Genomic DNA, 26,988 nt, shown 5'->3' with positions numbered 1-26,988 from the left:
CGGACTATGGGGTGGCGAGGAGGGCGGCCAGGGCTGACGCCTGCGTACGCCAGTCGGTGGGGTTGGGGCTGCGGCCGTTCCAGCGCGCTCCGAAGCGGTTCAACGTGTCCCGGTCCGCCGACCAGATCGTGTCGGACTGCGTACGCAGGAACGTCGCGTACGCGCCGGCGGTGACGGAGTTCAGGTCGCCGAGGTAGCGCTCGAAGACGCCCTTGAACTGCTTCTGGTTGTCGTCGCAGGTGGTCGTGTCGGTGTCGCAGGATTCGGTGAGCACCCCGGCGCGTACCAGAGAAGAGGAAAGGGCGGCGTCGGCCAGCCGGCGCGCGACGGTGACGAGGGACGGATCCCCGGTCGCGCGGTAGAGCTCGACCGCGGCGCCGATGGCGAGGCCCTGGTTGTAGGTCCAGACGGTCTGGCCGTTGTTCGCGCAGCCGGTGGTGAGGCCGTCGTTGACCAGGCCGGCAGAGTTGATCATGCCGCTGGCGGCGAACCAGTTCCAGCCGGTACGCGCGCGCCCCAGCCACAGGGTGTCGCCGCCGAGCCGGTTGTGCAGGGCGGCCGTGAGGCGGATGTAGAGCCCGACGGTGACCGCGTTCTTGTAGGTGCGCTCGCGGTTCCACCAGACGCCGCCGCCGCAGGTCGACGGGTCCCAGAAGGTGTTGACGTAGCCGGCGATGGTGACCGCCTCGTCGAGGTAGCGGCGCTCGGCGGTGGCGTCGTAGGCGGCCACCCAGGCGAGGCCCCACCAGGCGGAGTCGTCGATCGCCCGGCTGACGAAGTCGCCGTCGATCTGGTCGGAGGAGCGTACGCCGGCCGGGAACGCGGCCCGGTTGACGGTGTAGGTCTGGTCGAGGACCCAGCGGTAGCGGGTGTCGCCGTCGCGGCGCATGTAGTCGGCGACCGTGTGCACGGCGACCGCCGAATTCCACCAGCTGGACGGCCACCATGCGGTGTACGGGTCGTAGCTGTACATCAGCGCGTCGGCGGCGGCGGTGTCCCGTGTGGACGACGGGCGGGCCCAGGCCGTGCAGCTGCCGCTGCTGCTCTCGACCGCGCGGCCGCAGGCGCGTACGGAGCCGCCGGACATGCGGCCGACGACGTCCGTGGTGTTGTACGCGTTGGTCCGCGTCGACGTCCCGCCGCCGATGCTCGTACGCCCGAGCGAGGAGCCGCCCGGCCAGGAGGCGCCGGCGTCCCAGGAGCGGTCGAGCCAGACCTCGTCGCCGGCGCGGCCGGTGTCGATCGTGGCCCACGCGGTCCCGGCCGACGACATGTGCAGGGCGATCCGGCGGCCGCTCAGCGTGGTCGCGCCGACCGGCTGGTAGTCGCCCGATCCGGGGGCGGTCCCGTCGCACGCGGTCACGCAGAGCGGCTGGTAGACCCACGGCGTGCAGGCCGTCGCGCCGCCGTTGCCGCAGGCGCGGACGACGCCCCGGCGGTGGTGGGACGGGTCGGCGACGTTGTAGAGCAGGGTGCGCGTACCGGTCCAGCCGGACGGGATCGACGCCTGGCCGAGCAGGCCGTCCCAGGTCGCGCCGCCGTCGAAGGAGCGGTCGAGCCAGACCGCGTCGCCGGTCTGGCCGGCGTCGATGCTGGCCCAGGCCATCCCGTCCGGGTCGGACAGGTGCAGCCGGATCTGCCGGCCGTTGACCACCTTGGCCGGTACGGGGAACGTCTCGGCGCGGGCCTGCGACGGATCGCGGCGGTCGCAGAAGACCGAGCAGACCACGGGTTCGGCGGCGGCCGCCGGAGCGGGGAGGGCGGGCACGAGCGCGGCGAGGAGCAGCAGGCTCGCCAGGGCACGGGTGACATACGGCATGACAGCCTCCGGGGCGACGAAGGACACCGGTCCACCTGCGCGAACCAGCGCGTGACATCGACCCTTGTCACAGTTAGGTCAGGTCTAACAGCGTGGATGGTCCGTTGTCAACGGTCACGGGCTGGCGGAATGGCAGCCGAGGCGGCAGCATGTACGCGTGCCGCAGCAGACCCACCTCCCCGACATCTGGGCGCAGGCCCGCGCGTTCCGCGACCGCGGCGACCTCGCGTCCGCGCGGATGCTGCTGGAGGACACCCTCGACGCGGCCACCTTCCAGTACGGCGAGGACCATCCCGACATCCTGGCCACCGCGCTGCTGCTGGCCAGCCTCCACCGCCGCGGCGGCGACCTGCCGACCGCGCGCCGCGTCGTCGAGGAGGCGCTGCAGGCCGGATCGCTGCGCCACGACGAGGCCGAGCCGGTCATGCTGCGGCTGAGCTTCGAGCTCGCCGGCATCGCCGACCAGCTGGGCAACAAGCACGAGGCCCGCAAGCACTACGGCCGCGTCGTCACGCTCGGCCCCGCCGTCCCCGGTCTCGAAGACGTCGTACGCGAAGCCCAGAGCCGCCTGGGTTCGGCCGCACCGGTCCCGGCCGCCCCGGCGGCGTCCCCCGGGCCCGGCGTGCTGGCCGTGCCGCCGCAGGCCGTGCCGGCGGATCCGGCGCTGCCGCAACGCGTACCGCAGGACCGGCCGGTGATGGGCGCGGCCGCCCCGTCGACCGTCCCGGAGGCGCCGGTCAGTCCGGCCATGTCGCACGCTCCCCTGCCTTCGCTGCCCGGGCCGGTCCGGTTCGCCGAGCGGCCGGCCGAGCCGATGCCGGAACCGGTGCGGGCGCCCGCGCGTACGCCGGAAGTGGCCGCGCCGTCGCCGGTGTTCACGGCGCCGCCCTCGGTGATCGTCGAGCGGCGCGGGCGGGGCACGATGCTGCTCGCGGTGGCGGCGGCGCTGGTGGCGGTGGTCGCCGCGGGCGTGGTCGTGATGGTGCTCATCGGCCGCGGCCAGCAGCCGTCGACCGGCGGGGACCCGCGGGCCGCGCAGTCGCAAGTGGACCATGTGCCCGCCACCGATCTCGCGATCGGCGATCACGGCGATTCGATAACGTTGCGCTGGAGCGACCCGGCCTCCGGGCAGGCCGGATTCGCGGTCAAGATGGGCGCGACCAAGGAGTCGATGAAGCTGGTCACGGGCAACCTCGGCGGCAAGCCGACGTTCACCATCACCGGTCTGAACGCCAAGTACGACTACTGTTTCAGCGTCGTGACGATCTATTCGGCGACCGAGTTGCTGGAGTCCCAGCCGGTCTGTACGAACCGGCCCGGATCGTCGGCGAAGTGACTTATCCACAGCGGGGGCGACGCGGCTTTTCGATGTCACAGCGGCGCCCTATGATGACGGCGGCTTCGGCGGTACCGGGCAGCGCTCCTGACGGCCCGGCCGCCGGCCGTGAGGCGCTTCGCGCCACGGCGGCACCGCACGGCGACATCTGATTCGGCGACAGCCAACTACGGGCGGCACAGCGCCATGACGAGCGCGCCGGGCCGATGGTCCGGCACGGGGTGGGGAGGGCGAACCATGGTGGTCACACCGGGCGCCATCGGACGCAAGGCCAGGTCGAAGGGCGGCATCGTCACGATCGTGACGGTGCTGGCGCTCATCGCCGGGATCGCACTGACATGGTTCGGCCTCGGCGCCAAGGATCACGCGGCCGCCAGCTACGACTCCGAGTCGTGGCTGTGGAGCTCGCTGAAGAGCGAGATGGCGAGGGTCAACGGGGTGACCGGCAAGGTCGACACCCGGATGGCGGTGCCCGGCGCGAGCGGCCACACCATGCAGGTGAGCCAGAGCGACCGCTACATGGTGCTGCGCGACGTGAACACCGGCCAGCTCAGCGCGGTCGACCTGACCACGCTGCAGACGTCGGGCACGGCGGCGAGCACCTCCGGGCTCGGCGTGACCGTCGCCCTCGACGGCGACGCCGCGTTCCTCATCGACCCGGCGCAGGGCCTGGTCCGCCAGATCAACCCGGCCACGCTCGCCCCGGTCGGCGACCCCGTGCACTTCCCGGCCGGCATCACCGGCGGCTCGTTCGACGGCAAGGGGCGGCTGTGGATCGCCGTGCCGAGCGAGGGCACGGTCGCCGCGATCACGCCGGCCGGTCCGATGCCCTCCAGCGGCGGCGTCGGCGGCGGCAACCCGAACCTGGTCAAGACGGTGGCGGTGGCCGACCGCAGCCACGATCTGACGGTGTCCACGCTGGACACCGGCGTCGCCGTCCTCGACCGCACCAACGGCCGGCTCACCACCGTGCTCGACGACCAGCAGCACCAGGTCGGCCTCGACCTGCAGGGCGGCTCCGGTTCGCTGCCGACGCGCACGACCGGGCCGGACGTCCCGGTGACGGTCGTCGACGGCCGGCACGTGTTCGTCGTCAGCAACGACACCGTGCACGACTTCACGGTCCCCGGCGACGGCGCCCGGCTCAAGCCGGCCGTGCCGTGGGCGGGCCGCTTCTATGTGGCCGACGAGACGAACAGCGTCGTCTACGTGCTCGACCACGACGGCAAGCTGACCGACACGATCGACTTCAAGGAGGCGCGGGGCTCGATCGACCTGGAGGTCCGGGAGAACCGCCTCTTCGTCAACGCGCCCAACGCCGCGACCGCCCGGGTGATCGACGACGACGGCCACGTGAAGATCGTCAACAAGTTCACCGACGACGTGCTCGGCGGCGACCCGCCGAAGCTGCCGCCGCCCCCGCCGCCGAAGCCCACCATCGGCAAGCCCGGCGCGGTCAAGAACCTCAAGGCGGTCGCGGGCAACACGCAGGCGACCATCACCTGGGGCAAGGCGACCAGCAACGGCGCGGCGATCACCAAGTACATGGTCACCGGCAACGGGCAGACCTTCACCGTCGGCGCCGCCCAGCGGTCGCTCGTGGTCACCGGCCTGGTCAACGGCACGCAGTACACGTTCGACGTGTGGGCGGTCAACAGCAAGGGCGAGGGGCCGAAGCGTACGAGCAACACGGTCACGCCCAGCTTCGAGACACCCGACCCGCCGGCGACCGTCACCGCGACCCCGAAGCCGGATGGCACCGTGGTCGTCACCTGGAGCGGCGCCAACGGGCAGGGCCACAAGATCGTCCGGTACGAGGTGACCGCCAGCTCCAACGGCGCGACGGAGCCGGTCGGTTCGGCGTCCGGATCCACCCTCACCATCAAGGCCGGCGACCTGGACTACGGCACGCAGTACGCGTTCAGCGTCGTCACGGTCAACGACATCGGCGTCGCGTCGAAGGCGTCCCCGCTCAGCGAGACGGTCGTGCCGTTCACGAAGCCGGACGCGGTGAAGAGCCTGACGGCCTCGACGGTGACCAGCGCGGCCGGCTCGGTGAAGATCGGCTGGGTGCCGGGTTCGGACAACGGCCGGGCGATCACCGAGTACGACGTGACCATCAACGGCACCACCAAGAAGACCACCGACGTGTCGATGACCTGGAACGGGCTCGGCGACGGGCAGACCGTGACGGTCTCGGTCGTGGCGGTCAACGAGGCGGGCGACAGCGCGGTCGCGAAGACCACCGCGAAGACCCTCGCCGCCCCGGTACGCAGTGCCGAGAACGCGAGCTCGACGGCGTCCTCGGTGTCGGTGACGGCGACGTTCACCGGCGAGGCCGCGACCTGCAAGCTGACCGTGGCCGGGCAGGCGTCGGTGACCGACTCGTCCTGCGCCAACGGCAGCAAGCTGACCGTGAGCGTGAACCGGGCCGGCACGGGCTTCTCGTGGACGCTGGACGTCTCCAACGCGGCCGGTTCCTACTCGGCCAACGGTTCGGCGAGCACCAGCGCCGTCACCGGCACCTCACAGTGCAACGGCTGCGGCACGGGTGTGTGGGAGTACAAGGCGCACGGTGGCACCATCGACCAGAACAACACGTACGCCGGCAACGCGCACTCGGACGGCCAGAGCCTCGCGGCGGTCTGCAAGCACACCGGCGTGACGATCAACTCGGCGACCGAGAACAACAACAAGAAGAGCAACTACTGGGTGATGGTGCGCGACCCGTACTATCTGCCGTTCGCGTACACGGATCTGTCCGACGCCGAGCTGAGCTCGCTGCCGGACTGCTTCTAAACCCGCCCCCCAGTCGCACCGAGCAAGGGAAACGACCGTGAGCCAACCGCAGCCGCTGACCCCCGCGCAGGTCGCCGCCTTCGCCGAGTTGTCGGCCAGGCTGGCCGGCGCGGTCGGCAAGATCGTCCTCGGCAAGCCCGAGACGGTGCGGCTGGGGCTGGTCTGCCTGTTCGCCCAGGGGCACGTCCTGCTCGAGGACGTGCCCGGGGTCGGCAAGACCACGCTGGCCCGGGCGATGGCCGCGAGCGTCCAGGGGCAGTGGCGACGGGTGCAGTTCACCCCCGACCTGCTGCCCTCGGACGTCACCGGTGTGACGATCTTCAACCAGGCGAACCGGGGCTTCGAGTTCCACCCGGGCCCGATCTTCGCCAACATCGTCATCGCCGACGAGATCAACCGGGCCTCGCCGAAGACCCAGTCGGCGCTGCTGGAGGTCATGGAGGAGCGCACGGTCACCGTCGACGGCGTACGCCATGGCGTGCCGCGGCCGTTCCTGGTGGTGGCCACGCAGAACCCGGTCGAGATGGACGGCACCTACCGGCTGCCGGAGGCGCAGCTCGACCGGTTCCTGATGAAACTGTCGATGGGCTATCCCAGCGAGGCCGTCGAGATCGAGGTGCTGCGCGGGGCGACCATCCGCTCGCCGGAGGCCATCGAACCCGTCTGCTCGACCGACACCGTCGCGGAGGCGGTCCGGCTCGCGCAGCGGGCGCACATCGCCGACGCCCTGTACGCGTACGCGGTGCGGCTGGCGACCGCGACCCGGGAACACAAGCACGTGCGCGTCGGTGTGAGTCCCCGCGGCGTCATCGCGCTGACCCGGGCCGCCGCGGCGTACGCGCTGACCGAGGGCCGTGGCTTCGTCCTCCCCGAGGACATGAAGGCGCTGCTGGAGCCGGTGTTCGCCCATCGTGTCCTGCTGACCCCGGACGCGCAGCTGCGCGGGGTCACCGCGATCGAGGTGCTGCACGACGCGATGGAGGCCGTTCCGGTGCCGTTGCCGGGGCAGGCGGACACGCGGCCCCGATGACCGCGCCGATCACCCTGCGCGGCGCCGGACTCGGCGCCGGCGGCCTGCTGCTGACCGGCGCCGCTTTCGTCTTCGGCTATCCCGAGCTGGCCGTTCTCGGTACGTCCGCCGTGATCGCGGTCGTCTTCGCCCTGACCTACGGCCTGTGGCGGCCGAAGCTGGACGTGAACCGGACGGCCGATCCGGACCGCGTCGGCCGGGGCGACGGCAGCCGGGTCACCCTGTCGGTCCGCAACGCCAGCCGCTTCCTCGCCGCCAGCATGATCGCCGAGGACGTCTGCGGCCGGGTGGACCTCGACGGCCTGGCCGACGCCGCGGTGGTCCCCGTTCCCGTCCTGCGGTTGCGGGCCGGCACCACGACCGACGTCGCGTACGCGGTCCCGACCCGGCGGCGCGGCGTCGTCCAGGTCGGACCGTTGCGGGTGAACCGGCGCGATCCGCTCGGCCTGATCTCGTTCGCCCGCGACCACGGCGGCGTGGCCCGGATCTGGGTGCATCCGCGTATCCACCCCATGCAGGCCGTCCCGGCCGGCGTCACCCGCAGCATGGACGGCCGGGTGGACCGCGTACCGCACGGCAGCATCACCTTCGACACCCTGCGCGAGTACGTGATCGGCGACGAGCTGCGGCACGTGCACTGGCGTACGAGCGCGAAGGTCGGCGAGCTGATGGTGCGCGAGCATCTCGACACCAGCCTGCCCCGGATCGTGGTACTGCTCGACGACCGGGCCGCCTCCTATCCGGCGCCCGAGTCGCCGGGCGGCGAGGTGGCGGCGTTCGAGTCGGCCTGCGAGTCGGCCGCGTCCGTGATCGCCGCCGCCGTCCGCGAGGACCTGCCGGTCGTGCTGCACACGGTCGGCGGGGCGGCCGTGGCCCACCAGCGGGGCAGCGCCCAGGCGCATCTCGACACCCTGGCCGAGGCCGTGCTGCGGCCGGACGGCGGCGGCGAGATCCTGGTCGAGGCGGCCAACCGGCTGCGCCAGCACCGGCCCGGCGACACCCTGGTCTACCTCACGGGCCTGCGCGGGCTCACCGATCTCGGCGTGATCAGCGCCCTGCAAGGGGCGTTCCCGAGCGTGGTCGCCGGCGTCCTCGGCCCGTTCGAACCGGGCGAGGGCCAGACCGGCGGGGCCGGGATGCTGATGCTGCGCGCCGAGGACGGCCCCGATTTCGCGGCGGAGTGGGACGGAGTAGGCCGATGGTGACCGCATGACCCGTCTGCTTCGGGCAGCGCTCGTTCCTCTCCTGCTCGGCGGCATGATCGTCATCGCGGGCCGGACGCTGGGCGAGATCTACTCCGATCCCCTGCTGTTCGAGCTGTTCGCCGGGGCCGCGGCCGGCAGCGTCCTGCTCGGCCTGCTCACCCGGCCGCTGCCCGGCTGGTCGGCCGCCCCGCTGTCGGTCCTCGGGCTCGGCGGCTACCTCGCGTTCTGCGTCCACCTGACGGCCGAGAACGCCGGGATCACCGGCAGCCTGGCCGACATCGCCGCCGACGCGCTGGCCAACGGCGTACCGCGGCTGCTCACGGCACTCGTGCCGATCGAGCCGCAGCCCGACACCGTGGCCATACCCGTGATCGCCGCCTGGCTGACCGGCCTCGGCGTCACCGAGCTGGCCGGCCGCGCCCGGCGTACGCTGCTGGGCCTCGGGCTGCCGACCGTCCTCTATGGAGCGGCGCTGTTCCTGGTCGGCCCGCACCGGGCGAGCGTCTGGCCGAGCCTCGCGTTCGCCGCGCTCGCCGTCACCGCGCTCGCCGCGACCGGCCAGAGCTCCCGCCGCCGCCCGGTCAACGCAGCCCCCGGCGCCGAGATCGACGTGCGGACCCGCCGCTCGCTGCAGGTCCGTGCGGCCGTCGCGGCCCTGGCCGGGGTCGCCGTCATCGTCGGCCTCACCGCCCTGGCCGGGCCGGGTCTCGCCGGGGGCGTCGGCCGGCAGCCGGTCAACCCGCGCGCGTACGTGTCGCCGCCGTCGCTGGACGCGCTCGACCAGAACCCGCTGATCCGCCTGTCCGGCTGGGCGGTCAACCCCACCGAGCACCTGCTCGACACCACGCTGTCGGCCGACGAGGTCATCCGGCTCGCCGTCCTCACCGACTACGACGGCGTCACCTGGCACGTCTCGGGCTCCTACCGGCCGGCCGCGCGTACGCTGCCGTCGCCGCCGGCCCCGCCCCCGGCCGCCGCCGACGCGGCCGTCGCGCCGGGCACCGCGAGCACCGTCACCCAGAAGATCACCGTGGCCGGCCTCACCGGCAAGCTCCTGCCCGCCGTCGCGACCGCTCGCCACGTCGACGGCGTACGCGTGGACATCGACACCGACAGCGGCACGCTCATGCTGCCGGACGGATTGCGGCCGGGCCTGAGCTACGACGTGACCTCGCAGTCGAGCGAGCCCGACGACAACACGATGCCGATGGCCGACGTGCCGACGGGCCCTTCGGTCAGCCGCTACCTGTCCATCGGCTCGGGCACGCTGCCGCAGCGGATGCAGCAGCTCGCCCAGCAGCTGACCACCGACAACGGCACCGCATACGCCCGCGCCCTGGCGATCGAGCAGTTCCTCGCGACCCACTACACGCTGGACGCGAACGCGCCGAGCGGGCACGCGCTGCCGAACCTGGACTTCTTCCTGTTCGGCGCGCTCAACGGCAACGGCGGCGGGTTCAAGGGAACGGCCGAACAATTCGCCGCCTCGTTCGCCGTTCTCGCCCGGATGACGGGCCTGCCGTCGCGGGTCGTCGTCGGCTTCCACGGCCGGCAGGGTACGCATCCGGTGCTGGCTTCGGACGCTTCGGCCTGGCCGGAGGTGCTCTTCGCCGGAGTGGGCTGGGTGCCGTTCGACCCGCTGCCGCACCCGGGCCAGCAGGCCGAGCCGCTGGAGGACCAGTACAAACCCAAGCCGCCGCCGTCGAGCGAGCCGCCGGAGCAGCAGGCGCTGCCGACGGAGTCGCCGGTCGCGGCCGCCTCGGGCGCCTCGCACGCGGCCTCCGCCAGCGCCGCCGCCGGGCTGGCCCTGCCGGTCGTCGCGGCCGGTTCGGGCGGCCTGCTCGTGCTGATCCTGGTGGGACTGATCCTGATCGTCCTCATCGGACGAAGCGCGCTGCGCCGCCGCCGTTTCGAAGGGCCGCCGGGCGCGTGGGTGAACGGGGCCTGGCTGGAGGTCGGCGACGCGCTGCGCCTCGCGGGGCGGCCGGCTCCCGAGCACCTCTCGGCCGCCGAGGTCGCCGAACACGCCCGGGAGGCCGCGACGGCCGCCGCCGGAGCCCGCCACGTACGCCTGCCCGCTCCGCCCCTCGACGACCTGGCCACGATGGTCAACGCGGCCGAGTTCGGGGCGGCCGTCACCGCCGCCGGGGACGCCGAACGGGCGAGGGCCGCCGCCCACGCGTACGTGGCCGAGCTGAGGTCGCGCCGGTCATGGTGGCGGCGGATCGTCTGGGCGCTGCACCCGGGCCCACTGCGTTGGAACCGCCAGCGGCGCGAGCGCTGAGGATGCCCTAGGCTTCGTCGCATGCTCGGATTCGCCGCCGGTACGCCGGTGGCCGGCCGGTACCTGCTGGTGGCGCGGATGGCCGCGTCACCGGCGGCCCAGACGTGGGCGGCGCTCGACGACGTGCTCGGCCGGCCGGTCGCCGTCAAGTTCTTCGCGCTGCCCGCGACCGACCACGGTGGACTGCGGACACTGCGGTCCCGGGCCCGGACGGCGGCCCGCCTCGGCCATCCCCATCTCGTCCCGGTGCACGACGTCGGCGACGCGTACGCGCCCGGCGGTGAACCGGTCCCCTATCTCGTCATGGCCCGCATCGACGGTACGCCGCTGGCCGACCGGCTCGTGCGGGGCCGGCTGCCCGAGCCGGAGGCGATCCGGATCGGCGCCGGACTGGCCGGCGGGCTCGCCGAGATGCACCGCCGGAACCTGACCCACGGCGAGGTGTGCCCCTCCTCGGTGCTGCTGACGCCGACGGGCCCGGTTCTCGTCGGGCTGGTGGGCACCCGCCACCTCGTCGCCGAGGAGCCCGCCGCGCCCTGTGCCGACACCGGGGCGCTCGCGGACCTGATCCTGGCTTCGACCGAGGCGGCACCGTCACTCGTCCGGGTCTGCGGAGACGCCCTATCGGGCGCACTGACCATGGATGCCTTCGCCGCGGCGCTGACCAAGCTGGCGGGCACGCCGCCGGCCGGGCCGGGCCGCGTACGGCGACGGCTGGCGCTGGTCGGGGCCGCCTTCCTGGGCGCGGCCGTCACCGCCGGCGTCGGCGAGCTCACCGGCGCGGGCGTACCGGCGCTGAACACGGCCGACACCGCGGGCACCGAGACCGGGCGACCGTCGCCCGTGCCCGCCGCTGCCGCGCGGCCGACCGGTACGACCCTGATCCCCTCGCAGCCCGCCACCATCGCCGGTACGCCCGGCGGCGCCGGCGGTCCCACCCCGGGGCACTCCGGTTCCGTTTCCGCGTCGCCGGCTGCCACAGCGTCCTCGCCCGCGACCGATACCGTGCTGGCCGCGTTGACGAAGCTGCGGGCCGACGTGACCGCGGGCCGCGACACCGCCGAGATCGAGACGAAGCTCGGGGCGCGGCTCGACTCCGCCGCGGCCGATCTGCTCACCGACGCCCGGCTGGGCAAGAAGCTCGACCCGAAGCTGAAGAACTTCGGCAAGCGGGTGGACGCCGGAGTCACCGCCGGCGACATCACGGCCGCGCGCGCGGCCATCCTGCGCGCCGACCTCGCCGCGGTCCCCACCACCTGACTGCCGCCAGTCTCGCCCGCGAACCCCAAGATCCCGCTGGGATCACGGTTACCACCCGAATCATGGTCCAAGATTCGGGTGATTTCCCTGATCCGAGCGGGATCTTGGGTTGGCGGGCGGTGCCCGGTCGGGGCTGGGACCGGTGGGTCACCAGCCGGCGTGCAGTTCGGCGCGCAGCGCCGGTGTGAGCATGTCCCCGGCGGCCTTGACGAGGCGTACCATCTCGAATCCGATGACGCCGAGGTCGGCCGTCCGGTCCGCGAGCACCGCGAGCACCGCCGTCTCGCTGATCGACATGATGACCAGGTAGGCCCGGTCCATCTCGACGACCGTCTGCGTGACGTCGGTGGAGCCGGTGAGTTCCACCGCCCCCTTCGCGATGCTGTGCACCCCGGCGGTGATGGCCGCCAGTTCGAGCGCCCGATCGTGGATCATCGAGTCGGCGGCGACGAGCGGGAGCCCGTCCGCCGACACGACCGCCGCGTGCGCCACGCCCGGCGTACGCTCCACGAACCCGCTGATCAGCCAATGCAGCCGCTGAGCGGGTGGACTCAGGGTGTTCGTCGCCATCGTTCGCTCCCCTCGATCGTGGCGTCGTTCTCGTACGACTCGCAGTCGTGCATCCGGTGCGGCCGGCTCCTCAGGAGCCGCCCCGCAGTCCGTCGTACAGCCTGGTGAGCACCCGCTCGATCGCCGGCTCCGCGGGCGACAGCGCCGTCGCCTCCGGATCCGGGGCCGGCGTCGACGGCATGCTCGCCATCGGCACGCGGGTGGGCAGCAGGACCACCGTGTTGTCTTCCTGGTAGGTCAGGCGCATGGTCGTCTCGCCGTCGAGGAAGCCCAGTTCGCCACCGGCGGGGTTCAAGCGCATCCTGACATCAGCCTCCCTGGTCTCGGCGACCGGCTCCGGCCGCCCGTGCAGGACGCTCGCGGGCAGGTGCACGGTCACCCGCACGCCCGGCGCCGCGTCGGCGAGCCGGACCGTGATGCCGTGCCGGGCGGCGAGGTGGCCGACGACCACCAGACCCATCCGCTCGGTCACCGCGGCGGTGACCCCGGGCGGCGTCGCGAGCACCGAATTGAGCTCCTCGAACACCTCCGGCTTCATGCCGATGCCCTGGTCCACAATGGCGATCATCGCACCTTCGCGCGTACCTCGCCCGCTGACTTGGATCGTGCTGGTGGGCGGCGAGTAGCCGGCGGCGTTGTCCAGGATCTCGGCCAGCATGTGCACCAGATCCGCCGCGACCAGGCCCGACACCTGCAGCCCGTCCTCCACCTCCGCGCGTACGCGTTGATAGGAGTCGTTCTCGGAGACGGCGGCGAGGATCAGCGCGGCCAGCGGCACGGGCTCCCGCCCGCGGCGGCGCGCCGACGTGCCCGCCAGCACCAGCAGGTTCTCGTTAGTCCGGCGCATGTGCGCGGTCAGCCGCTCCAGCCGGAACAGCTCGGCCAGCCGGGCCGGATCCCGTTCCTCCCGTTCGAGTTCCTCCAGCACCCGCAGCTGCCGCTCCACAAGCGACTGACTGCGGCGTGCGAGGTTGACCACGATCGCGCTCACTTCCTCGCGATCGACCGGTGCGTATCCGGCGTCCGGCGGAGCCGGATCCAGCCGCCCCGTGCGTACCCTCCCCAGCATGACGCCGCCCCTCCCGGCCCGCGGCCCTCCCCGGCGCGGTGCTGCGGGTATGGTATCGCCGCCGGGCGCGAAATCCGATCGCCGGGCGGCGTTTTGACAACTTCGGCATGACAAACTCGATCGCCGGCGATCATTGCGCTAGAGTGTCTCCCATGTACGCGCGACAGAGCTGGTGGCCCGCCACGTAGGCGGGCCGAGCCTTTCGCGCACCAGACGCGGCCGCCTCACCGAGGCGGCCGTCGGCATGTCCGGGGGTGGTCCCGGGCGGGCGGTCGTCACCGACGAGGAGACGCCGTGACACCGCACCACCTGCCCGCCGACCGGCCGTACGCGCTCATCCGGCGCGAGGGTGCCGACCAGGTCGAACTGTTCCTCGGCAGCGTCGCCGAGGTCGCCTCGACCGCCGACATCCCGCTGGAACCGGGCCGGCCGACCATCGCCCTGCTGCCCCACCGGCTCATCGCCGAGCGCGGTTTCGAGGTCGTCGACGACCGCGCGCCGCTGCTGTGCCTGGTCGCCGACGAGCGTACGAGCATCCCGCTGATCGATCTGCTGGCGGCGCTGCCCGTCGACATCGGCACCGTGGACGATCGCGGCTTCGACGTCGGCGACGACGAGTACGCGCACATCGTCGGCCGGGTCCTCGACGAGGAGATCGGCCGGGGCGAGGGCTCCAACTTCGTCATCCACCGGACCCGGCGGGCGTACGCGGCCGATCCCGGGCACACCGCGCTGGCCTGCCTGCGCCGCCTGCTGACCACCGAGACCGGCGCCTACTGGACGTTCGTCGTGTTCACCGGGTCGGCGTACTTCGTGGGGGCGAGCCCGGAGCGGCACGTGTCCCAGCAGGACGGCCTGGTGATGATGAATCCCATCTCGGGCACCTACCGGCATCCGGCGACCGGGCCCGACAAGGCCGGGCTGCTGGCGTTCCTCGCCGACCCCAAGGAGGTCAACGAGCTGGCCATGGTGCTCGACGAGGAGCTGAAGATGATGGCCGTGGTCGCCGACGGCGGCGGCCAGGTCGTCGGACCGTACCTCAAGGAGATGGCGCATCTCGCGCACACCGAGTACCTCCTCGCCGGCCGGTCCACTCTGGACGTACGCGACATCCTCCGCGAGACGATGTTCGCCCCGACCGTGACCGGCAGCCCGATCGAGAACGCCTGCCGGGTCATCGCCCGGCACGAGGGCCGCGGCCGGGCCTACTACGGGGGCGTCGTGGCGCTGCTCGACCACGACGGCACCGGCGCGCCCCGGCTGGACTCGACCATCCTCATCCGCACGGCCGTCCTGACGACCGGGGGCGAACTGGGCGTCAGCGTCGGCGCCACCCTCGTCCGGGACTCCACGCCCGCGGGGGAGGTCGCCGAGACCGAGGCGAAGGCGGCCGGCGTCCTCGCGGCCCTCGGCCTGGCGGCGCGTACGCGTCCCGCGAAGCCCGAAGCGCCGCTGGCCGCCGATCCGGACGTGCTCGCCGTGCTGGCCGCCCGCAACGACCGGCTCTCCCCGTTCTGGCTGGCCGACCGGCGCGACCTGGCCATGGCCCGCCCGTTCGCCGGGCGGTCCTGTCTCATCGTCGACGCCGAGGACACCTTCACCGGCATGCTGGCGCACATGCTGCACTCCCTCGGGATGCGGGTGGAGCTCCGCGCGTACGACGAGGTGGGTGAGCTGGACCACGATCTCGTCGTGGCAGGCCCCGGGCCGGGCGATCCCACGGACCCGGCCCTGGACCGGGTGGCGGCGCTGCGCGCGGTGATCAGGGACCGGCGGGCCCGGCGCGCGCCGCTGCTGGCCGTGTGCCTGGGCCACCAGGTGCTCTGCGACGAACTGGGCCTGACGCTGCACCGGCGCGAGGTGCCGGCGCAGGGCGTGCCGATGGAGATCGACCTGTTCGGCACCGTACGCCGGGTCGGCTACTACTCGACCTTCACGGCGATCGCGTCCCCTGTGGACGGTGTCGAGTTCGCGACCGACGCGACCGGATTCGTGCACGCGCTGCGCGGCGAGGGCGTCGCCGGTGTGCAGTTCCACCCGGAGTCCGTCCTGACGGAGGACGGTCCGGCGATCCTGACCGACCTCATCGCGACATTGCTGCCCGTCACCGCCTGAAGAGAAGGCGCACCGGCCGGTCCTATCGCGTGTAGGACCGGCCGATTGTCTTCCGACACATGTTCTGGCAAAGTGTGCGCGGCTCCCTTTGGGCGCCCACGATCCTTTGGGGAGGAACAGCCGTCATGATGGGGCGTTCGCACGCGCTTTCCGGTGCCGCGGTATGGCTTGGCGGATCCTGGGTGATGGAGCAGTTCTTCGACAAGCAGCAGTCGCCGCTCTACATCGCGCTCGGCACCGCCGTCTGCGCGGGCGGCGCGCTCCTGCCCGACCTGGACCTGTCCGGCAAGGTGACGACCAACCAGGGCGGCGCCACCGTCGCGCACACCTTCGGCCCGGTCTCGATGTTCATCTCCGAGATCATCGAGAAGCTGTCGCTCGGCATCTACACCGCGACCCGGCTCAGCCACGATCCCAAACGCGACTACGGCCACCGGACCTTCACCCACACGCTGCCGTTCGCGCTGCTCATGGGCTGGGGCGCGACCTTCCTGTGCTCGCGTTTCGGCAAGTGGGCCGTCCTGCCGATCCTGTTCCTGATGATCGGGCTCGCCGTCCGCGGCGTCTTCGAGCACTGGGCGAAGCGGGCCGGCTGGCTCATCACCACCCTGCTCGCCGCCGGTGCCGCGTACTACACGTTCCTGCACCTCGACGCCGGGGCCGGCTATCCGCTCATAGGCTTCGCCGTCGGCGTCGGCTGCATCGTGCACCTGCTCGGCGACATCATCACCAGCGCCGGCGTACCGATCCTCTGGCCGATCCCGACCGGCTTCAAGTTCAAGCAGATGCGGCTGTGGCGGATGTTCGGCGTACCGAACGCGATCGCGGTCGAGGTCGGCGGCAAGGTCGAGCGCGTGGTCCTGTCCGGCATCTTCGCCGTGATCTCGATCGGCGCCGGGATAGCCCTGGCCGGCAGCGCCATCCTCCGCAAGTTCGGCGTGGAGCTGTAAATCCAAGAGCTTTTCATTCACGATCAGATTCAGGTCCCGGGTTCGTCGATCTCACCTCCGCTCCTCCCGCGGGAGACCGTTCCGGCCCTGGGGGGCCTCCACTGCCAGCTGAGTGGGGCGAGGCATCCATCACCGTCGTCCGGTCGCTGGTTCACCCCTTCACCCCGGCTTTTGTCGCGACTGTCCGATATGAACATCGGTTGCCGGCGGGTCCTGTGCCCGATGCCATGATCATGTAGCGCTATTCCGGCGATGGGGGTGGCTGCGCCTTGATCATGTAACGCCATATCGGCGGGAGAGCGTTTTCTTGCCGGAACAGGGTTACATGATCAAGGAGTTCGGCGCGATCATCGGCGACCTGCTATGGGTGACGCGGCTCTTTACCCCGGCCTTTGTCGCGACTGTCCGATTTGGCGATCGGATGGATCGACTGGTGGGTGATCGTTCGCGGCTGGCGCGCCGCCCCGTCCTCGGCCGGAGCCCATGACGCGAGAACGATCTTCCGTCATGTGGGCTGGAGACACGGATTCCTTGATCATTTACGGCTGAGGTGTCAATCCGGGCCGATCTGCATGATCGTTTACGCGTCAGGTGTAGCCGGAGCCGGTCAACGCGCTCCAGAACCGTCAACGATCATGCATCGGGGGCCTGTTTTCACACCGCAGCCGTCAACGATCACCGGGCAGTCAGGCCTGACGACCGACCGCACATATCGGATAGTCGGGACAAAAGCTAGAAACTGCCGGGATCAGAACTCGCCGGGCATGTCGAGTTTGCGGAGGAAGGACAGCTCCGGCGCCCCCTGCGCCCCCGCCCGCTGCATGATGTCCGGCAGTTCCTTCACCTCCGCGAAAAAGCGGCGGAAGCTCTCCTCGTCCGGCCATTCGTCGATCACCACGACCTCGCCCCGGCCGCTGCCGAAGAAGTGGCGGACGGCTCCGTAGCCTTTCGCCCGGTCGGCGACGCCGCGCATCTCGGCGGCGTTCTCGGCGGCGTACCGCTCGAACGATTCGGCTTCGCCCGGCACTCGCATGATCATGATGACCGACATGTCATCAGCGTATAAGCAGGTCAGATTGGGTGTGGCCGGTTTGCGCCGAGCGTGCCACCCTCGATGCATGAGCGATCTCGGTCTGTTCGGGCCCGGCACGGTGACCTGGCGGGTGCACGCCGAGCCGGTCCTGTTGCTCTCCGCGCCGCGCGCCCTGCTGCTGCAGGCCCTGCACCCGCGCGCGATCGCCGGTGTGACGCAGAACTCCGACTTCAAGAACGATCCCTGGGGACGCCTCCAGCGCACGATCAACTACGTCGCGACCGTCGTGTACGGGACGACGGCGCAGGCCGAGGCGGCGGGGCGGCGCGTACGCGCGGTCCACGCGGCCATGACCGCCCGCGATGTCGACACCGGCGAGGAGTTCCGGCTGGACGAGCCCGACCTGCTGCGCTGGGTGCACGTCACCGAGGTGGACTCGTTCGTGACGACGGCCCGCCGCGCCGGGCTGGAACTGTCCGACGCCGACGTCGACCGCTATTACGCCGAGCAGCGCCGGGCGGCGGAGCTGGTCGGCCTCGATCCGGCCACGGTACCCGGAACTGCCGCCGAGGTGGCCGCCTTCTACGAACGGCACCTGCCGGAACTGCACTCGACGCCTGAGGCCCGGGAGGTGATGAGGTTCCTGGTGTCCCCGCCGCTCCCCTACGGCCTGGGCATCACCCCCGTACGCGTTGCCTGGTGGGGTTTCAGCGCGCTCGGTGTCGGCCTGCTGCCCCGGTGGGCGCGGCGGATGTACAGCCTCCCCGGCCTGCCGACGACGGACGTGTCCGCGACCGCCTCCGCGTACGCCGTCCGGCACGCGCTGCGCGTCCTGCCGCGGCGGGCGTTCGAGGGGCCGATCTTCCGCAGCGCGATGGCCCGGGCGGCCAAGGCGACGGCCGGCCCCGCGGAGGAGCAGGCATGATTCCTGGGCGAACGGGGGAAGTACGGCGGTATGACGAACGACGGCACCCCCGCCGAGGGCGGCGAAGTCCAGACCCGCGGCGACGAGCGTAACGAGATCGTCGCCTTGGACACCACCGGCGACGGTACGCCCGACGTCTGGGCGATCGACACGGACGGCAACGGCAAGGCGGACCTGTTCCAGATCGACACCGATGGGGACGGGCGGCCCGACATCACGATGGTCGACCTGGACGAGGACGGGAAGATGGACGTCGTCGTGCAGGGCGACGGAGGTCACCCCGTAAGCTGATCCACCGCTCCCGGCGCCGTCCACATCGGACGTCGCCGGGAGCGGTCTCACGATAGCGCCGGAAGGGTGCTCAGGTGTTGTTGGCCAAGGCCACCAAGCGACTCTGGGCGCCGTTGAACACCGACGCCTCCGGGCAGCCGGTCATGCCCGCGGTCGGCTGGCAGTCCGTCGACAGCCAGAAGGTGTAGACGCTCCAGCCGGCGGGAAGCGTACCGGCGGCGGTGTCCCAGTGGATGATCGCGAGCGGGCTCCTGCCGCCGAAGGCCGTCGAGTTGCCCGTGCAGAGCTTCCAGAACGACGTCGTGGTCTGGATGACCGGCCAGCGCGTCGTCCGGGCGTGGTACTCGTTCACGAAGGCCGTGATCCAGGAGACCATCGCGCTCGTACCGAGCCCGTAGCAGTAGCCGCCGGAGATCGGGTTCGGCTCCAGGTCCACGGCCGCCGGCAGGGTCTGGCCGTCCGCCGACCAGGCGCCGCCGTTGCCCGCCAGGAAGTCCGCCTGGGCGGTCCCGCTCGACTGGTTCGGTCGCGCCACGTGCAACGCGCCCCGGATCAGACCCGCGTAGTACGCGTTCGGATAGTTCGAGCCGAAGCTCGTGTCCTTCGTGGACGCTCCTTCGGTCGCCTTGATGTACGCGTACTGGACGCCGGCGTTGTGCACGGTTGTCCAGGTGACGGTGCCCGCGAACGCCCCGGCCTCGACACCGCCGACGGACGCGGCGAGCGGGGCGGCGGCGGCAAGCGGGACGGCAGCGGCCGGAACAGCGGCGGTGACCTCGCCGGAGAGCTCGGACGAGACCGCCGAGGACGCGGGGGCGACCAGGACACCCACCACGATGAGCAGCAGCGCGATACGGCGTCCCATGTCAGGCCCCCAGCACCGCAGCGACCCGCGTACGCAGTTCGGGCAGCCGGGCGTAGAGCACGTCGCCCGGGCACTGGGTGGTGGTGACGTAGTCCCGGTGCCCGACGATGGCCTGCCGCGGATCGAGCGAGTACGCGACGCACAGCCACGCGCACGTCTGCACCAGCGAGTCGAAGAGCATCGTCGTGGTGTCCTGCGAGACGTAGATGCCCTCGTTCTCGATGCCGATCGTGTGGCTGTTCTGGTTGGCCGTCTGCGCGCCGACGACGAGCTTGCCGGCGTCGACCGTCTCCAGGCTGCGGTCGCGGCCCTCCATGACGTAGCCGCCGCGGCTGATGGTCAGCTGCTGGCCGGAGTCGCTCCAGCCGTTGGTGTCCATGTGCAGGTCCTGGATCCAGTGGGACAGCCGGCCCGCCTGCGCGAGCGAGTAGTCCGTGGTGTTCCCGCTGGCCGTGTGGTGCACGACGATGTGGTCGGGCTTGCTGTCGAGCACGGTCACCGGGCTGGACGGCGGCCGGGCGCTCCATTCGGCGCGGGTGTAGACGCGGGGCGGGGTCACGGCCGCGGACGCCCGGCCGGGGGTGCCGCCGAGCAGCAGCCCGCCCGCGAGCGTCCCGGTTCCGGCGAGCAGCCGCCGTCGGCTCAGAGAGATCATCGCACCTCCATCGGTACAGCACGAAGCATGGAACCAGTGAAGAATTCACAAGCATCGTTCTATGACCGAAAAGGATTGTCAACGCCCGGGCAGCCCGGCACACCAGCCGGGCAGGCCGGGGTCACATGCGGAGGAAGGGCTGGATCGCGTTGTTGAGGGCGATCGCGTACATGTCCGCGGGGTCGCCGAGCGCCGGAAGATGTCCGTTGATCTCCAGGCTCACCATCCCGTGCGCCACCGCCCACAGGTGCAGCGCGACCGGCTCCGGGTCCCCCTCGGCCAGGATCCCCGCCGTCTGGGCCGCGCGTACGCCGTCCACCAGGGGCAGGTACGCCGCATCGGCAGCCGCCCGGCCGTCCTCGTCGGCCGGCAGCTCGGCGAACACCTGGCCGAACATGAGCGCGTACAGGTGCGGCCCGTCCAAAGCGGACTGCCGGTACGCGAATCCCAGCAAACCCAGGTGCTGCAGCGGATCGTCGGCGGGGCCGGCGGCGGCGAGGGCCGCGCCGAGCCGGCGGAACGCCTCCCGGTGCATGGCCGCCAGCAGTCCGCGCTTGTCGCCGAAGAGCGTGTAGACGGGCATCGTCGACACCCCGGCGGCCGCCGCGACCTTGCGCAGCGAGAGCCCGCCGAGCCCCTCGGCGACGAGCAGCCGCGCGCCCTCGTCCACGAGCCGGTCGATCAGATCTCCCTTGACCGATGCCATGACGAGGACTATAACAGTGTTATGGCCAATAACGTTGTTATCGGAGTGCACGCCTCGGCCGCGACCGTCTCACTGGTGCTGGGGGCGTACAACCTGCTCCGCCGGCCGAAGGGCGATCAGCGGCACCGCCGGATCGGGCGCGTCTGGGTCGTCGCCATGTACCTCACGATCATCACGTCGTTCTTCATCCAGGCCCTGCGGCCAGGCCACTTCAGCTGGATCCACGGGCTGTCGGTGTTCACCTTCGTGACCCTGACGATCGGCCTGTGGGCGGCGCGTACCGGGCGGGTGAAGCATCACCGGCGCTTCATGACCGGGTCCTACTTCGGCCTGCTCGGCGCCTTCGTCGGGGCCGTCGTCGTCCCGGTGCGCCAGATCCCGCAGTGGATCGTCCACAACCCGGTCCCGCTGACGCTGGGCGCCCTGGCCTGCGTCGGCCTCGCCCTCGCGATCATCAGGCTGAGCGGCCGCCGAGCGGCAGCGTGACGATCGCGCGTACGCCGGGGTCGTTGGCCGCCAACGTCACGTCCCCGTGATGGCGGCGGGCGATCTCGCGGACGATCGCGAGGCCGAGACCGGTGCCGCCCTCGTCCCGGCTGCGGGCGTCGTCGAGCCGGGTGAACCGCTCGAACACCCGCTCCCGGTCCGCCGCCGGTACGCCCGGACCGTCGTCGGCCACCACGATCTCGACGGCGCCGGGCAGGACGCGGGCCGACAGGGTCACGGCCGTGGCCGCGTACCGGACGGCGTTGTCGACGAGGTTGGCGAGCAGCCGGTCGAGCGCCACCGGATCGCCCCGGACGACGGCCGCCGCGGCAGCCGAGCCCGCAGCCGGAGCGACGACGGGTACGCGAGCGGCACTGTAGCGGCCGGCCACCTCCGCCAGCAGCCCGTGAACCTCCACAACGGACAGTCGAGCCGGGGCGGACTCGTTGCGCGCCAGGAGAAGCAGGTCGTCGGTGAGCCGGGTCAGCCGTTCGACGTCGGCCAGCAGCTCCGGCGCCGGCACCGGTACGCCCGCGTGCTCGGCCACCTCCAGCTGCACCCGCAGGTTGGCGATCGGGCTGCGCAGTTCGTGGGCGGCGTCGGCGACGAACTCGCGCTGCCGCTGCCGGGCCGCCTCCTGCCGGTCGAGCATGTGGTTGAGGGTGACCGCCAGCCTGTGCACCTCGTCGGCGCCGTCCGGGACGGGCAGCCGCTCGGCGTGACCGCCCTCCGCGATCCGCTCGGCACCGGCGCGCAGATCCTCGACCGGCCGCAGCGCGATCCCGACGACCCGCCAGGCCAGCAGCGACAGCCCGCCGACCAGCACCGGGTACACGACGAACAGGATCGACCGGAGCAGGCTCACGCTCTTGAGCGCCTGGTCCACCGGCAGCGCCACGACCACCGTCAGCGGATCGTCCGACGTCCCGGCCGGCGCCCCGATCACGTGCAGCAGCCCGTGCACGGTCGCCCGGTCCCCGTCGATCGTGAGGGTCTGCCCGGCGCGTACCGCCGCGATCTCCTGGGGCCGCAGCAGGGACACGAGACCGTCGGCGGCCGGCGAGGACGCGCGTACGCGTTGCCGATCGTCGACGACCTGGACGATCGACGGACCGGCAACGGGAACCGGCTGCGCGAGGGACCCCGCGTCCACCAGGTCGGCGACGTCGCGCGCGGTCGTACGCGCCTGGTCGTCGACGCTGTGGCCGAGGGTGACCGCGAGGATCGCGGTGAGCGCGACGGTGCCGAGCGTGAAGCCGACGGTGAGCCCGCCGACCCCGATGATCATCAGTCGGCCGCGCAGCGTGAGCCGCCCCCACCAGGTGCCCAGGCGCCTCACGCCGTGCCCAGCCGGTAGCCGGCCCCGCGCACGGTCTCGACCGCGTCCGTGCCGAGCTTGCGCCGCAGGTAGCCGACGTAGACCTCGACCAGGTTGGCCGCGGTGTCCTCGCCCGCGTCGAAGACGTGGTCGAGCAGCTCGGTCTTGGACACCACCCGCGCGGCATGCCGCATCAGGTACTCCAGCAGCGCGAACTCGCGAGAAGTGAGGGCGACCTCGGCCCCGTCGCGGGTGACGCGGCGCGCGGCGGGATCGAGCGCCAGCGGCCCGGCACTCAGGATCGGCGGCCGCTCCGGCGTACCGCGCCGCAGCAGCGCACGCAACCGGGCCAGCAGCACGACGTAGGAGAACGGCTTGGTCAGGTAGTCGTCGGCGCCGCAGTCGAGCCCGTCCGCCTGATCGTGCTCGCCGTCCTTGGCCGACAGCATGAGGATCGGCAGCCACTTCCCCTCGTCCCGCAAGGTGCTCACCACCTGGTAGCCCGACAGGCCCGGCAGCATCACGTCCACGATCGCCGCGTCGTACTCACCGAACCGGGCGGCGTCCAGGCCCTGCTTCCCGGTCGCCGCGAGATCGACCACGAAACCCTCGGCCTCCAGGCCACGCCGCAACGCCGCGGCCATCCGCGTCTCGTCCTCCACCACCAGCAAGCGCATGCTCCCCAGGATGGCACGCCCACTGTCAAGATCTTTAAGATCATTTTCATGTCCCGGGTTCGTCGATCTCACCTCCGCTCCTCCCGCGGGAGACCGTTCCGGCCCTGGGGGGCCTCCACTGCCAGCTGAGTAGGGCGAAGCATCCATCACCGTCGTCCGATCACGGCTTCACCCCCGCACGCAGGCCTTTGTCGCGACTGCATGATCAAGAGCTTCGACGCGATCATCGGCGATCACCATCAACGCGCTCCGGACCGTCGACGATCAGTCCACCGGTCGGCGAGACATCGCCCATATCGGACACATGATCCGGCTTGGATCAGGGAAATCACCCGAATCTTGGGCCGTGATTCGGGTGACAACCGTGATCCAAGCGGGATCAGGGACGGCTGGCAGGCCGGCGCGGAAGGGCGGTCGTTTCTCAGTATCCGCTCAGGGCACGTGGGGCACTCTGGGAGCATGACCGAGAATCGTCCGAAGTGGCTGCGCTGGCTCGTACCGGCCGCCGCCATCGTCGCCACGACCGCCGGAGCGGCCGCCCTGACCACCGCCGGTGCCGACGCCGCGCCCCGGCTGCCGGCGCGTACCGCCGCGCAGTTGCTGGTCGACCTGCAGACCGCCCGGGTGGACGGGCTCAGCGGGATGGTCGCGCAGCGTGCCGACCTCGGCCTGCCCTCGCTGCCGGGTCTCACCGGCGGCGGCAGCAGCTCCGATCTCAGTTCCCTCGTCGCCGGTACGCACACCCTGCGGGTCTGGTACTCCGGACCCGGTTCCGCCCGGGTGGCCCTGCTCGGCACGCTCGGCGAGTCCGACTTCATCACCAACGGCCGTGACGTGTGGGTGTGGAACAGCCGCGACAACACGGCCGTGCACAGCGTTCGTCCCGAAGGCACGGCGCCGGCCCGCAAGCCGGATCTGACGTCGGTGCCGAAGACGCCGCAGGAGGCCGCGGACGCCGCGCTGGCCGCGATCGACCCGACGACCGTCGTGACCACGGCCGGTCCGACGAAGGTGGCCGGGCGGTCGGCGTACGAGCTGCTGCTGGCGCCCCGCGACAAGGCTTCCCGGATCGGGCAGGTGACCATCGCGATCGACGCGGAGCGGCATGTGCCGTTGCGCGTACGCGTCTTCGCCCGCGGGGCCGCCGAGCCGGCCGTGGAGGTCGCGTTCACCCAGGTGAGCTTCAACCGGCCGGGCGCCGAGCAGTTCGCGTTCAACCCGCCGCCGGGGGCGAAGGTGACCGACGAGAGCGCGGCCGACCTGCAGAAGAAGGCCGACTCGGCCGCCAAGGACCTGACCGCCAAGGATCAGGCCGGCAAGGCGGGCGGCGAACCGGTCGTCCTCGGCGACGGCTGGACCTCGGTCCTCGCGGCCAAGCTCCCGGCGCCGACCAAGGACGACCAGGCCGCCCCGCCGAAGGACGGCCAGCCGAACACCATCCGGCCGAACACCGCTGCGCCCAAGGGTCCGCTGGGTACGGCGAACCTGCTCGGCCTGGTCGGCCGGCTGCCCGCGGTCAGCGGTTCCTGGGGCAGCGGCCACCTCCTGACCGGCGCGCTGTTCAGCGTCCTGCTGACGGACGACGGCCGGGTGTTCGCCGGGGCGGTCGACCCCGACCGCCTGTACGCGGCGGCGGCCGACCCGAAGGCGTCGGCGGCGGCGCTGTCCGCCCCGGCCGGCAAGTGAGCGCCCTGACCACGACATCCGCCACCGGTCCGGCCGGCCTCGCTGCGGCGAGTGCCGGCCTCGCCGGTCCGGCGGTGTCGACCACCGGGCTGACCAAGCGGTTCGGCCACCAGACGGCCGTCGACCACATCGACCTGGCCGTGCCGCGTGGCGGCGTCTACGGCTTCCTCGGCCCGAACGGCTCCGGCAAGACCACGACGATCCGGATGCTGCTCGGCCTCATCGGCCCGACCGCCGGGCAGCACACCCTGCTCGGGCGGCCGATGCCGGGCGGCGCGGGCACGGTCCTGCCGCGGGTCGGCGCGCTGATCGAGGGCCCGGCGTTCCACCCCTACCTCAGCGGCCGTGCCAACCTCCGCCGGCTCGACGCGGCCGACCGGTGGGCCGACCCCGCCACGGCCGGCGTACGCGTGGACGCCGCGCTCGACCGCGTCGGGCTGCTCGCGGCCGCGAAGAAGCGCTACCGGGCGTACTCGCTGGGGATGCGGCAGCGGCTGGCCCTGGCGGCCACCCTGCTCGTGCCCCGGGAGCTGCTCATCCTGGACGAGCCGACCAACGGTCTCGACCCGCAGGGCACCCGCGAGGTGCGTACGCTGATCGCCGCGCTGGCCGCCGACGGGACGACCGTGCTGCTGTCCTCGCATCTGCTGTCCGAAGTGGAGCAGATCTGTACGCACGCCGGCGTCATGCACCAGGGGCGCCTGGTCGCGCAGGGGCCGCTGGCCGACCTGCGCCCCGCCGGCCACCGGATCAGCGCGTCGACCCCGGAGCCCGAGGCGGCGGTACGCATTCTCGGCGAGTTGGGCGTGACCGACCTCGCGCGGGACGGCGACGAGGTGACCGGCGATCTCGGCGACACCCCGCCGGAGAAGGCCGTCGCGGCGCTCGTGCACGGCGGCGTACCGGTGCGGGGGTTCACGACCGTCCGGCCGAGTCTGGAAGACCTGTTCGTATCCCTGACGGGAGAGGGTTTCGATGTCAGTGGCTGAGGCCGTCACTCCGGCGGCCGTCGCGTCCGAGGTGCGTGCGGTGCTGCCCCGGCCGAGGATGTTCTCGCCGAGGTTCCTGCTGTCCGAGCTGATGCTGATCTTCGGACGACGGCGGAACTGGGCGGGCCTGGCCGTCCTGGCGGCGATCCCGGTCATCATCGCGGTCGCGGTGAAGTTCGACCCGCCGAGCGGCGGGGGCGGCGGCCCCGACTTCTTCGCCGGCATCACGGAGAACGGCCTGTTCGTGGCCCTCGCGGCGTTGACGGTCGAGCTGCCGCTCTTCCTGCCGCTGGCGGTCGCGGCGATCTCGGGTGACGCCATAGCGGGCGAGGCCAACACCGGTACGCTGCGCTACCTGCTCACCACCCCGGTGCACCGGACCCGGCTGCTCGCCGTGAAGTACGCGGCCGCGTGCATTTTCGCGTTCGCCTCGACGCTGCTCGTGGCGGGCGTGGGCGTCCTCATGGGACTGATCCTGTTCGGCGGCGGCGACATGACCCTGCTGTCCGGCCGGCAGATCGGTTTCGGCGAGGGCGTGCTGCGGGTGCTGGGCGTGTGCGCGTACCTGGGGATCTGCCTGTGCTCGATGGCGGCGGTGGGACTGTTCGCCTCCAGCCTGACCGAGCAGCCGATCGGCGCCATGATCGGCACGATGATCTTCACGGTGGCCAGCTTCATCCTCGACAACATCCCGCAGATCGACTGGCTGCACCCGTATCTGCTGACGCATTCGTGGATGAACTTCGGCGACCTGCTGCGCGATCCCGTCAACTTCACCGGGTTGCGGGAGGGCCTCCTGCGCGCGGCCGCGTACGCGGTGGTGTTCGCGACGGCCGCGTGGGCACGGTTCGGCGGCAAGGACGTGACCAGCTAGACGTACAGCCAGGACCAGGCCGGAGCCACTTTCACATAGTGAACTG

Annotated in this window: 24 protein-coding genes; 15 read left to right on the top strand and 9 right to left on the bottom strand. The window is 71.9% G+C overall.

All coding sequences use genetic code 11. The annotated features are described in order from the left end of the window. Positions 1–4: 4 nt before the first annotated feature. Positions 5–1,846: a glycoside hydrolase family 76 protein gene (locus G401_RS0141235; protein WP_027347103.1), complete on the bottom strand. Its 1,842-nt coding sequence runs from the start codon at positions 1,844–1,846 to the stop codon at positions 5–7. Positions 1,847–1,976: 130 nt separating this feature from the next. Between G401_RS0141235 and G401_RS0141230 the strand changes: the two genes are divergently transcribed. From G401_RS0141230 to G401_RS0141205, 6 genes are all read left to right on the top strand, one after another. Further along, positions 1,977–3,155: a tetratricopeptide repeat protein gene (locus G401_RS0141230; RefSeq protein ID WP_027347102.1), complete on the top strand. Its 1,179-nt coding sequence runs from the start codon at positions 1,977–1,979 to the stop codon at positions 3,153–3,155. 237 nt (positions 3,156–3,392) lie between these two features. Continuing rightward, a complete protein-coding gene (locus G401_RS0141225) occupies positions 3,393–5,954 on the top strand; it encodes a fibronectin type III domain-containing protein (protein ID WP_027347101.1) in 2,562 nt (853 codons plus the stop codon). A 37-nt stretch (positions 5,955–5,991) separates the two neighbouring features. Next, positions 5,992–6,984 carry an AAA family ATPase gene (locus G401_RS0141220; protein ID WP_027347100.1) on the top strand — a complete coding sequence of 331 codons (993 nt, stop codon included), beginning with the start codon at positions 5,992–5,994 and terminating at the stop codon, positions 6,982–6,984. Further along, positions 6,981–8,189: a DUF58 domain-containing protein gene (locus tag G401_RS0141215; protein ID WP_034594720.1), complete on the top strand. Its 1,209-nt coding sequence runs from the start codon at positions 6,981–6,983 to the stop codon at positions 8,187–8,189. Before G401_RS0141220 ends, G401_RS0141215 begins: the two co-directional genes overlap by 4 nt. A gap of 4 nt (positions 8,190–8,193) precedes the next feature. After that, positions 8,194–10,473 carry a transglutaminase family protein gene (locus tag G401_RS0141210; RefSeq protein WP_027347098.1) on the top strand — a complete coding sequence of 760 codons (2,280 nt, stop codon included), beginning with the start codon at positions 8,194–8,196 and terminating at the stop codon, positions 10,471–10,473. Positions 10,474–10,494: 21 nt separating this feature from the next. Then, complete coding sequence (locus tag G401_RS0141205) at positions 10,495–11,733, top strand: hypothetical protein (protein WP_027347097.1); 1,239 nt, start codon at positions 10,495–10,497, stop codon at positions 11,731–11,733. Between the two features lie 147 nt (positions 11,734–11,880). Here G401_RS0141205 and G401_RS0141200 read toward each other — a convergent pair whose 3' ends face one another. Together G401_RS0141200 and G401_RS0141195 are read right to left on the bottom strand one after the other, a co-directional pair. Beyond that, the gene (locus G401_RS0141200; protein WP_027347096.1) at positions 11,881–12,303 is read right to left on the bottom strand and encodes a roadblock/LC7 domain-containing protein; all 423 of its coding nucleotides are present in this window, start codon (positions 12,301–12,303) and stop codon (positions 11,881–11,883) included. Between the two features lie 70 nt (positions 12,304–12,373). After that, entirely contained in the window at positions 12,374–13,372 is a 999-nt protein-coding gene (locus G401_RS0141195; protein WP_027347095.1) for a sensor histidine kinase, read from the bottom strand. Positions 13,373–13,666: 294 nt separating this feature from the next. Between G401_RS0141195 and G401_RS0141190 the strand changes: the two genes are divergently transcribed. The 3 genes from G401_RS0141190 (at position 13,667) to G401_RS56545 (ending at position 16,924) form a co-directional block, all read left to right on the top strand. Further along, a complete protein-coding gene (locus G401_RS0141190; protein WP_027347094.1) occupies positions 13,667–15,487 on the top strand; it encodes an anthranilate synthase family protein in 1,821 nt (606 codons plus the stop codon). A gap of 125 nt (positions 15,488–15,612) precedes the next feature. Beyond that, a complete protein-coding gene (locus tag G401_RS0141185) occupies positions 15,613–16,437 on the top strand; it encodes a metal-dependent hydrolase (RefSeq protein ID WP_027347093.1) in 825 nt (274 codons plus the stop codon). A 325-nt stretch (positions 16,438–16,762) separates the two neighbouring features. Then, positions 16,763–16,924 carry a hypothetical protein gene (locus tag G401_RS56545; RefSeq protein WP_157546823.1) on the top strand — a complete coding sequence of 54 codons (162 nt, stop codon included), beginning with the start codon at positions 16,763–16,765 and terminating at the stop codon, positions 16,922–16,924. A 261-nt stretch (positions 16,925–17,185) separates the two neighbouring features. Here the strand turns inward: G401_RS56545 and G401_RS0141175 are convergent, their stop codons facing one another. Continuing rightward, positions 17,186–17,488 carry a hypothetical protein gene (locus G401_RS0141175; RefSeq protein ID WP_027347092.1) on the bottom strand — a complete coding sequence of 101 codons (303 nt, stop codon included), beginning with the start codon at positions 17,486–17,488 and terminating at the stop codon, positions 17,186–17,188. Positions 17,489–17,555: 67 nt separating this feature from the next. Here G401_RS0141175 and G401_RS0141170 point away from each other — a divergent pair, with 67 nt between their 5' ends. Together G401_RS0141170 and G401_RS0141165 are read left to right on the top strand one after the other, a co-directional pair. Beyond that, the gene (locus G401_RS0141170; protein WP_027347091.1) at positions 17,556–18,395 is read left to right on the top strand and encodes an oxygenase MpaB family protein; all 840 of its coding nucleotides are present in this window, start codon (positions 17,556–17,558) and stop codon (positions 18,393–18,395) included. Between the two features lie 30 nt (positions 18,396–18,425). Continuing rightward, entirely contained in the window at positions 18,426–18,686 is a 261-nt protein-coding gene (locus G401_RS0141165) for a hypothetical protein (protein ID WP_027347090.1), read from the top strand. A gap of 70 nt (positions 18,687–18,756) precedes the next feature. Here G401_RS0141165 and G401_RS0141160 read toward each other — a convergent pair whose 3' ends face one another. The 3 genes from G401_RS0141160 to G401_RS51875 form a co-directional block, all read right to left on the bottom strand. Next, positions 18,757–19,551 (bottom strand): GH25 family lysozyme, encoded by a 795-nt coding sequence (locus G401_RS0141160; RefSeq protein ID WP_051367979.1) that lies wholly within the window; start codon positions 19,549–19,551, stop codon positions 18,757–18,759. Position 19,552: 1 nt separating this feature from the next. Then, a complete protein-coding gene (locus G401_RS51880; RefSeq protein ID WP_051367978.1) occupies positions 19,553–20,206 on the bottom strand; it encodes a peptidoglycan recognition protein family protein in 654 nt (217 codons plus the stop codon). Between the two features lie 121 nt (positions 20,207–20,327). After that, positions 20,328–20,912, bottom strand: a complete 585-nt coding sequence (locus tag G401_RS51875) for a TetR/AcrR family transcriptional regulator (protein WP_034594717.1) — start codon at positions 20,910–20,912, stop codon at positions 20,328–20,330. A 21-nt stretch (positions 20,913–20,933) separates the two neighbouring features. Between G401_RS51875 and G401_RS0141145 the strand changes: the two genes are divergently transcribed. Beyond that, positions 20,934–21,398: a DUF2306 domain-containing protein gene (locus G401_RS0141145; protein ID WP_027347088.1), complete on the top strand. Its 465-nt coding sequence runs from the start codon at positions 20,934–20,936 to the stop codon at positions 21,396–21,398. Here the strand turns inward: G401_RS0141145 and G401_RS0141140 are convergent. Together G401_RS0141140 and G401_RS0141135 are read right to left on the bottom strand one after the other, a co-directional pair. Continuing rightward, complete coding sequence (locus G401_RS0141140; RefSeq protein ID WP_027347087.1) at positions 21,367–22,686, bottom strand: ATP-binding protein; 1,320 nt, start codon at positions 22,684–22,686, stop codon at positions 21,367–21,369. The two genes, G401_RS0141145 and G401_RS0141140, sit on opposite strands and share 32 nt — an antisense overlap. Before the next feature lie 47 nt (positions 22,687–22,733). Beyond that, the gene (locus G401_RS0141135) at positions 22,734–23,393 is read right to left on the bottom strand and encodes a response regulator transcription factor (protein WP_027347086.1); all 660 of its coding nucleotides are present in this window, start codon (positions 23,391–23,393) and stop codon (positions 22,734–22,736) included. A 459-nt stretch (positions 23,394–23,852) separates the two neighbouring features. On the opposite strand from G401_RS0141135, the gene G401_RS51870 reads away from it, so the two are divergent. From G401_RS51870 to G401_RS0141120, 3 genes are read left to right on the top strand one after another with little or no spacing between them, the layout of a single operon-like run. Next, positions 23,853–25,079: a LolA family protein gene (locus G401_RS51870; protein ID WP_051367977.1), complete on the top strand. Its 1,227-nt coding sequence runs from the start codon at positions 23,853–23,855 to the stop codon at positions 25,077–25,079. After that, a complete protein-coding gene (locus G401_RS0141125) occupies positions 25,076–26,068 on the top strand; it encodes an ABC transporter ATP-binding protein (protein WP_084558171.1) in 993 nt (330 codons plus the stop codon). Before G401_RS51870 ends, G401_RS0141125 begins: the two co-directional genes overlap by 4 nt. Continuing rightward, on the top strand, positions 26,055–26,942 hold the full coding sequence (locus tag G401_RS0141120; protein ID WP_084558170.1) for an ABC transporter permease: 888 nt from the start codon (positions 26,055–26,057) through the stop codon (positions 26,940–26,942). The genes G401_RS0141125 and G401_RS0141120 overlap by 14 nt, the downstream gene beginning before the upstream one ends. Positions 26,943–26,988: the final 46 nt, after the last annotated feature.

This window comes from Hamadaea tsunoensis DSM 44101, assembly GCF_000428945.1.
Lineage (GTDB): Bacteria > Actinomycetota > Actinomycetes > Mycobacteriales > Micromonosporaceae > Hamadaea > Hamadaea tsunoensis.
The sequence above is the reverse complement of the archived record's forward strand: the minus strand, read 5'-3'. Positions and strand labels throughout refer to the sequence as shown.

Bases quoted from the DNA above. Each gene is read 5' to 3' on its own strand.
- G401_RS0141195 (WP_027347095.1), bottom strand. From the start codon at position 13,372: ATGCTGGGGAGGGTACGCACGGGGCGGCTGGATCCGGCTCCGCCGGAC.
- G401_RS0141170 (WP_027347091.1), top strand. From the start codon at position 17,556: ATGAGCGATCTCGGTCTGTTCGGGCCCGGCACGGTGACCTGGCGGGTG.
- G401_RS51875 (WP_034594717.1), bottom strand. From the start codon at position 20,912: ATGGCATCGGTCAAGGGAGATCTGATCGACCGGCTCGTGGACGAGGGC.
- G401_RS0141210 (WP_027347098.1), top strand. From the start codon at position 8,194: ATGACCCGTCTGCTTCGGGCAGCGCTCGTTCCTCTCCTGCTCGGCGGC.
- G401_RS0141175 (WP_027347092.1), bottom strand. From the start codon at position 17,488: ATGTCGGTCATCATGATCATGCGAGTGCCGGGCGAAGCCGAATCGTTC.
- G401_RS0141145 (WP_027347088.1), top strand. From the start codon at position 20,934: ATGGCCAATAACGTTGTTATCGGAGTGCACGCCTCGGCCGCGACCGTC.
- G401_RS51870 (WP_051367977.1), top strand. From the start codon at position 23,853: ATGACCGAGAATCGTCCGAAGTGGCTGCGCTGGCTCGTACCGGCCGCC.
- G401_RS0141140 (WP_027347087.1), bottom strand. From the start codon at position 22,686: ATGATCATCGGGGTCGGCGGGCTCACCGTCGGCTTCACGCTCGGCACC.
- G401_RS0141135 (WP_027347086.1), bottom strand. From the start codon at position 23,393: ATGCGCTTGCTGGTGGTGGAGGACGAGACGCGGATGGCCGCGGCGTTG.
- G401_RS0141160 (WP_051367979.1), bottom strand. From the start codon at position 19,551: ATGGGACGCCGTATCGCGCTGCTGCTCATCGTGGTGGGTGTCCTGGTC.
- G401_RS0141165 (WP_027347090.1), top strand. From the start codon at position 18,426: ATGACGAACGACGGCACCCCCGCCGAGGGCGGCGAAGTCCAGACCCGC.
- G401_RS0141120 (WP_084558170.1), top strand. From the start codon at position 26,055: ATGTCAGTGGCTGAGGCCGTCACTCCGGCGGCCGTCGCGTCCGAGGTG.
- G401_RS0141215 (WP_034594720.1), top strand. From the start codon at position 6,981: ATGACCGCGCCGATCACCCTGCGCGGCGCCGGACTCGGCGCCGGCGGC.
- G401_RS0141205 (WP_027347097.1), top strand. From the start codon at position 10,495: ATGCTCGGATTCGCCGCCGGTACGCCGGTGGCCGGCCGGTACCTGCTG.
- G401_RS56545 (WP_157546823.1), top strand. From the start codon at position 16,763: ATGATCAAGGAGTTCGGCGCGATCATCGGCGACCTGCTATGGGTGACG.
- G401_RS51880 (WP_051367978.1), bottom strand. From the start codon at position 20,206: ATGATCTCTCTGAGCCGACGGCGGCTGCTCGCCGGAACCGGGACGCTC.
- G401_RS0141200 (WP_027347096.1), bottom strand. From the start codon at position 12,303: ATGGCGACGAACACCCTGAGTCCACCCGCTCAGCGGCTGCATTGGCTG.
- G401_RS0141185 (WP_027347093.1), top strand. From the start codon at position 15,613: ATGATGGGGCGTTCGCACGCGCTTTCCGGTGCCGCGGTATGGCTTGGC.
- G401_RS0141225 (WP_027347101.1), top strand. From the start codon at position 3,393: ATGGTGGTCACACCGGGCGCCATCGGACGCAAGGCCAGGTCGAAGGGC.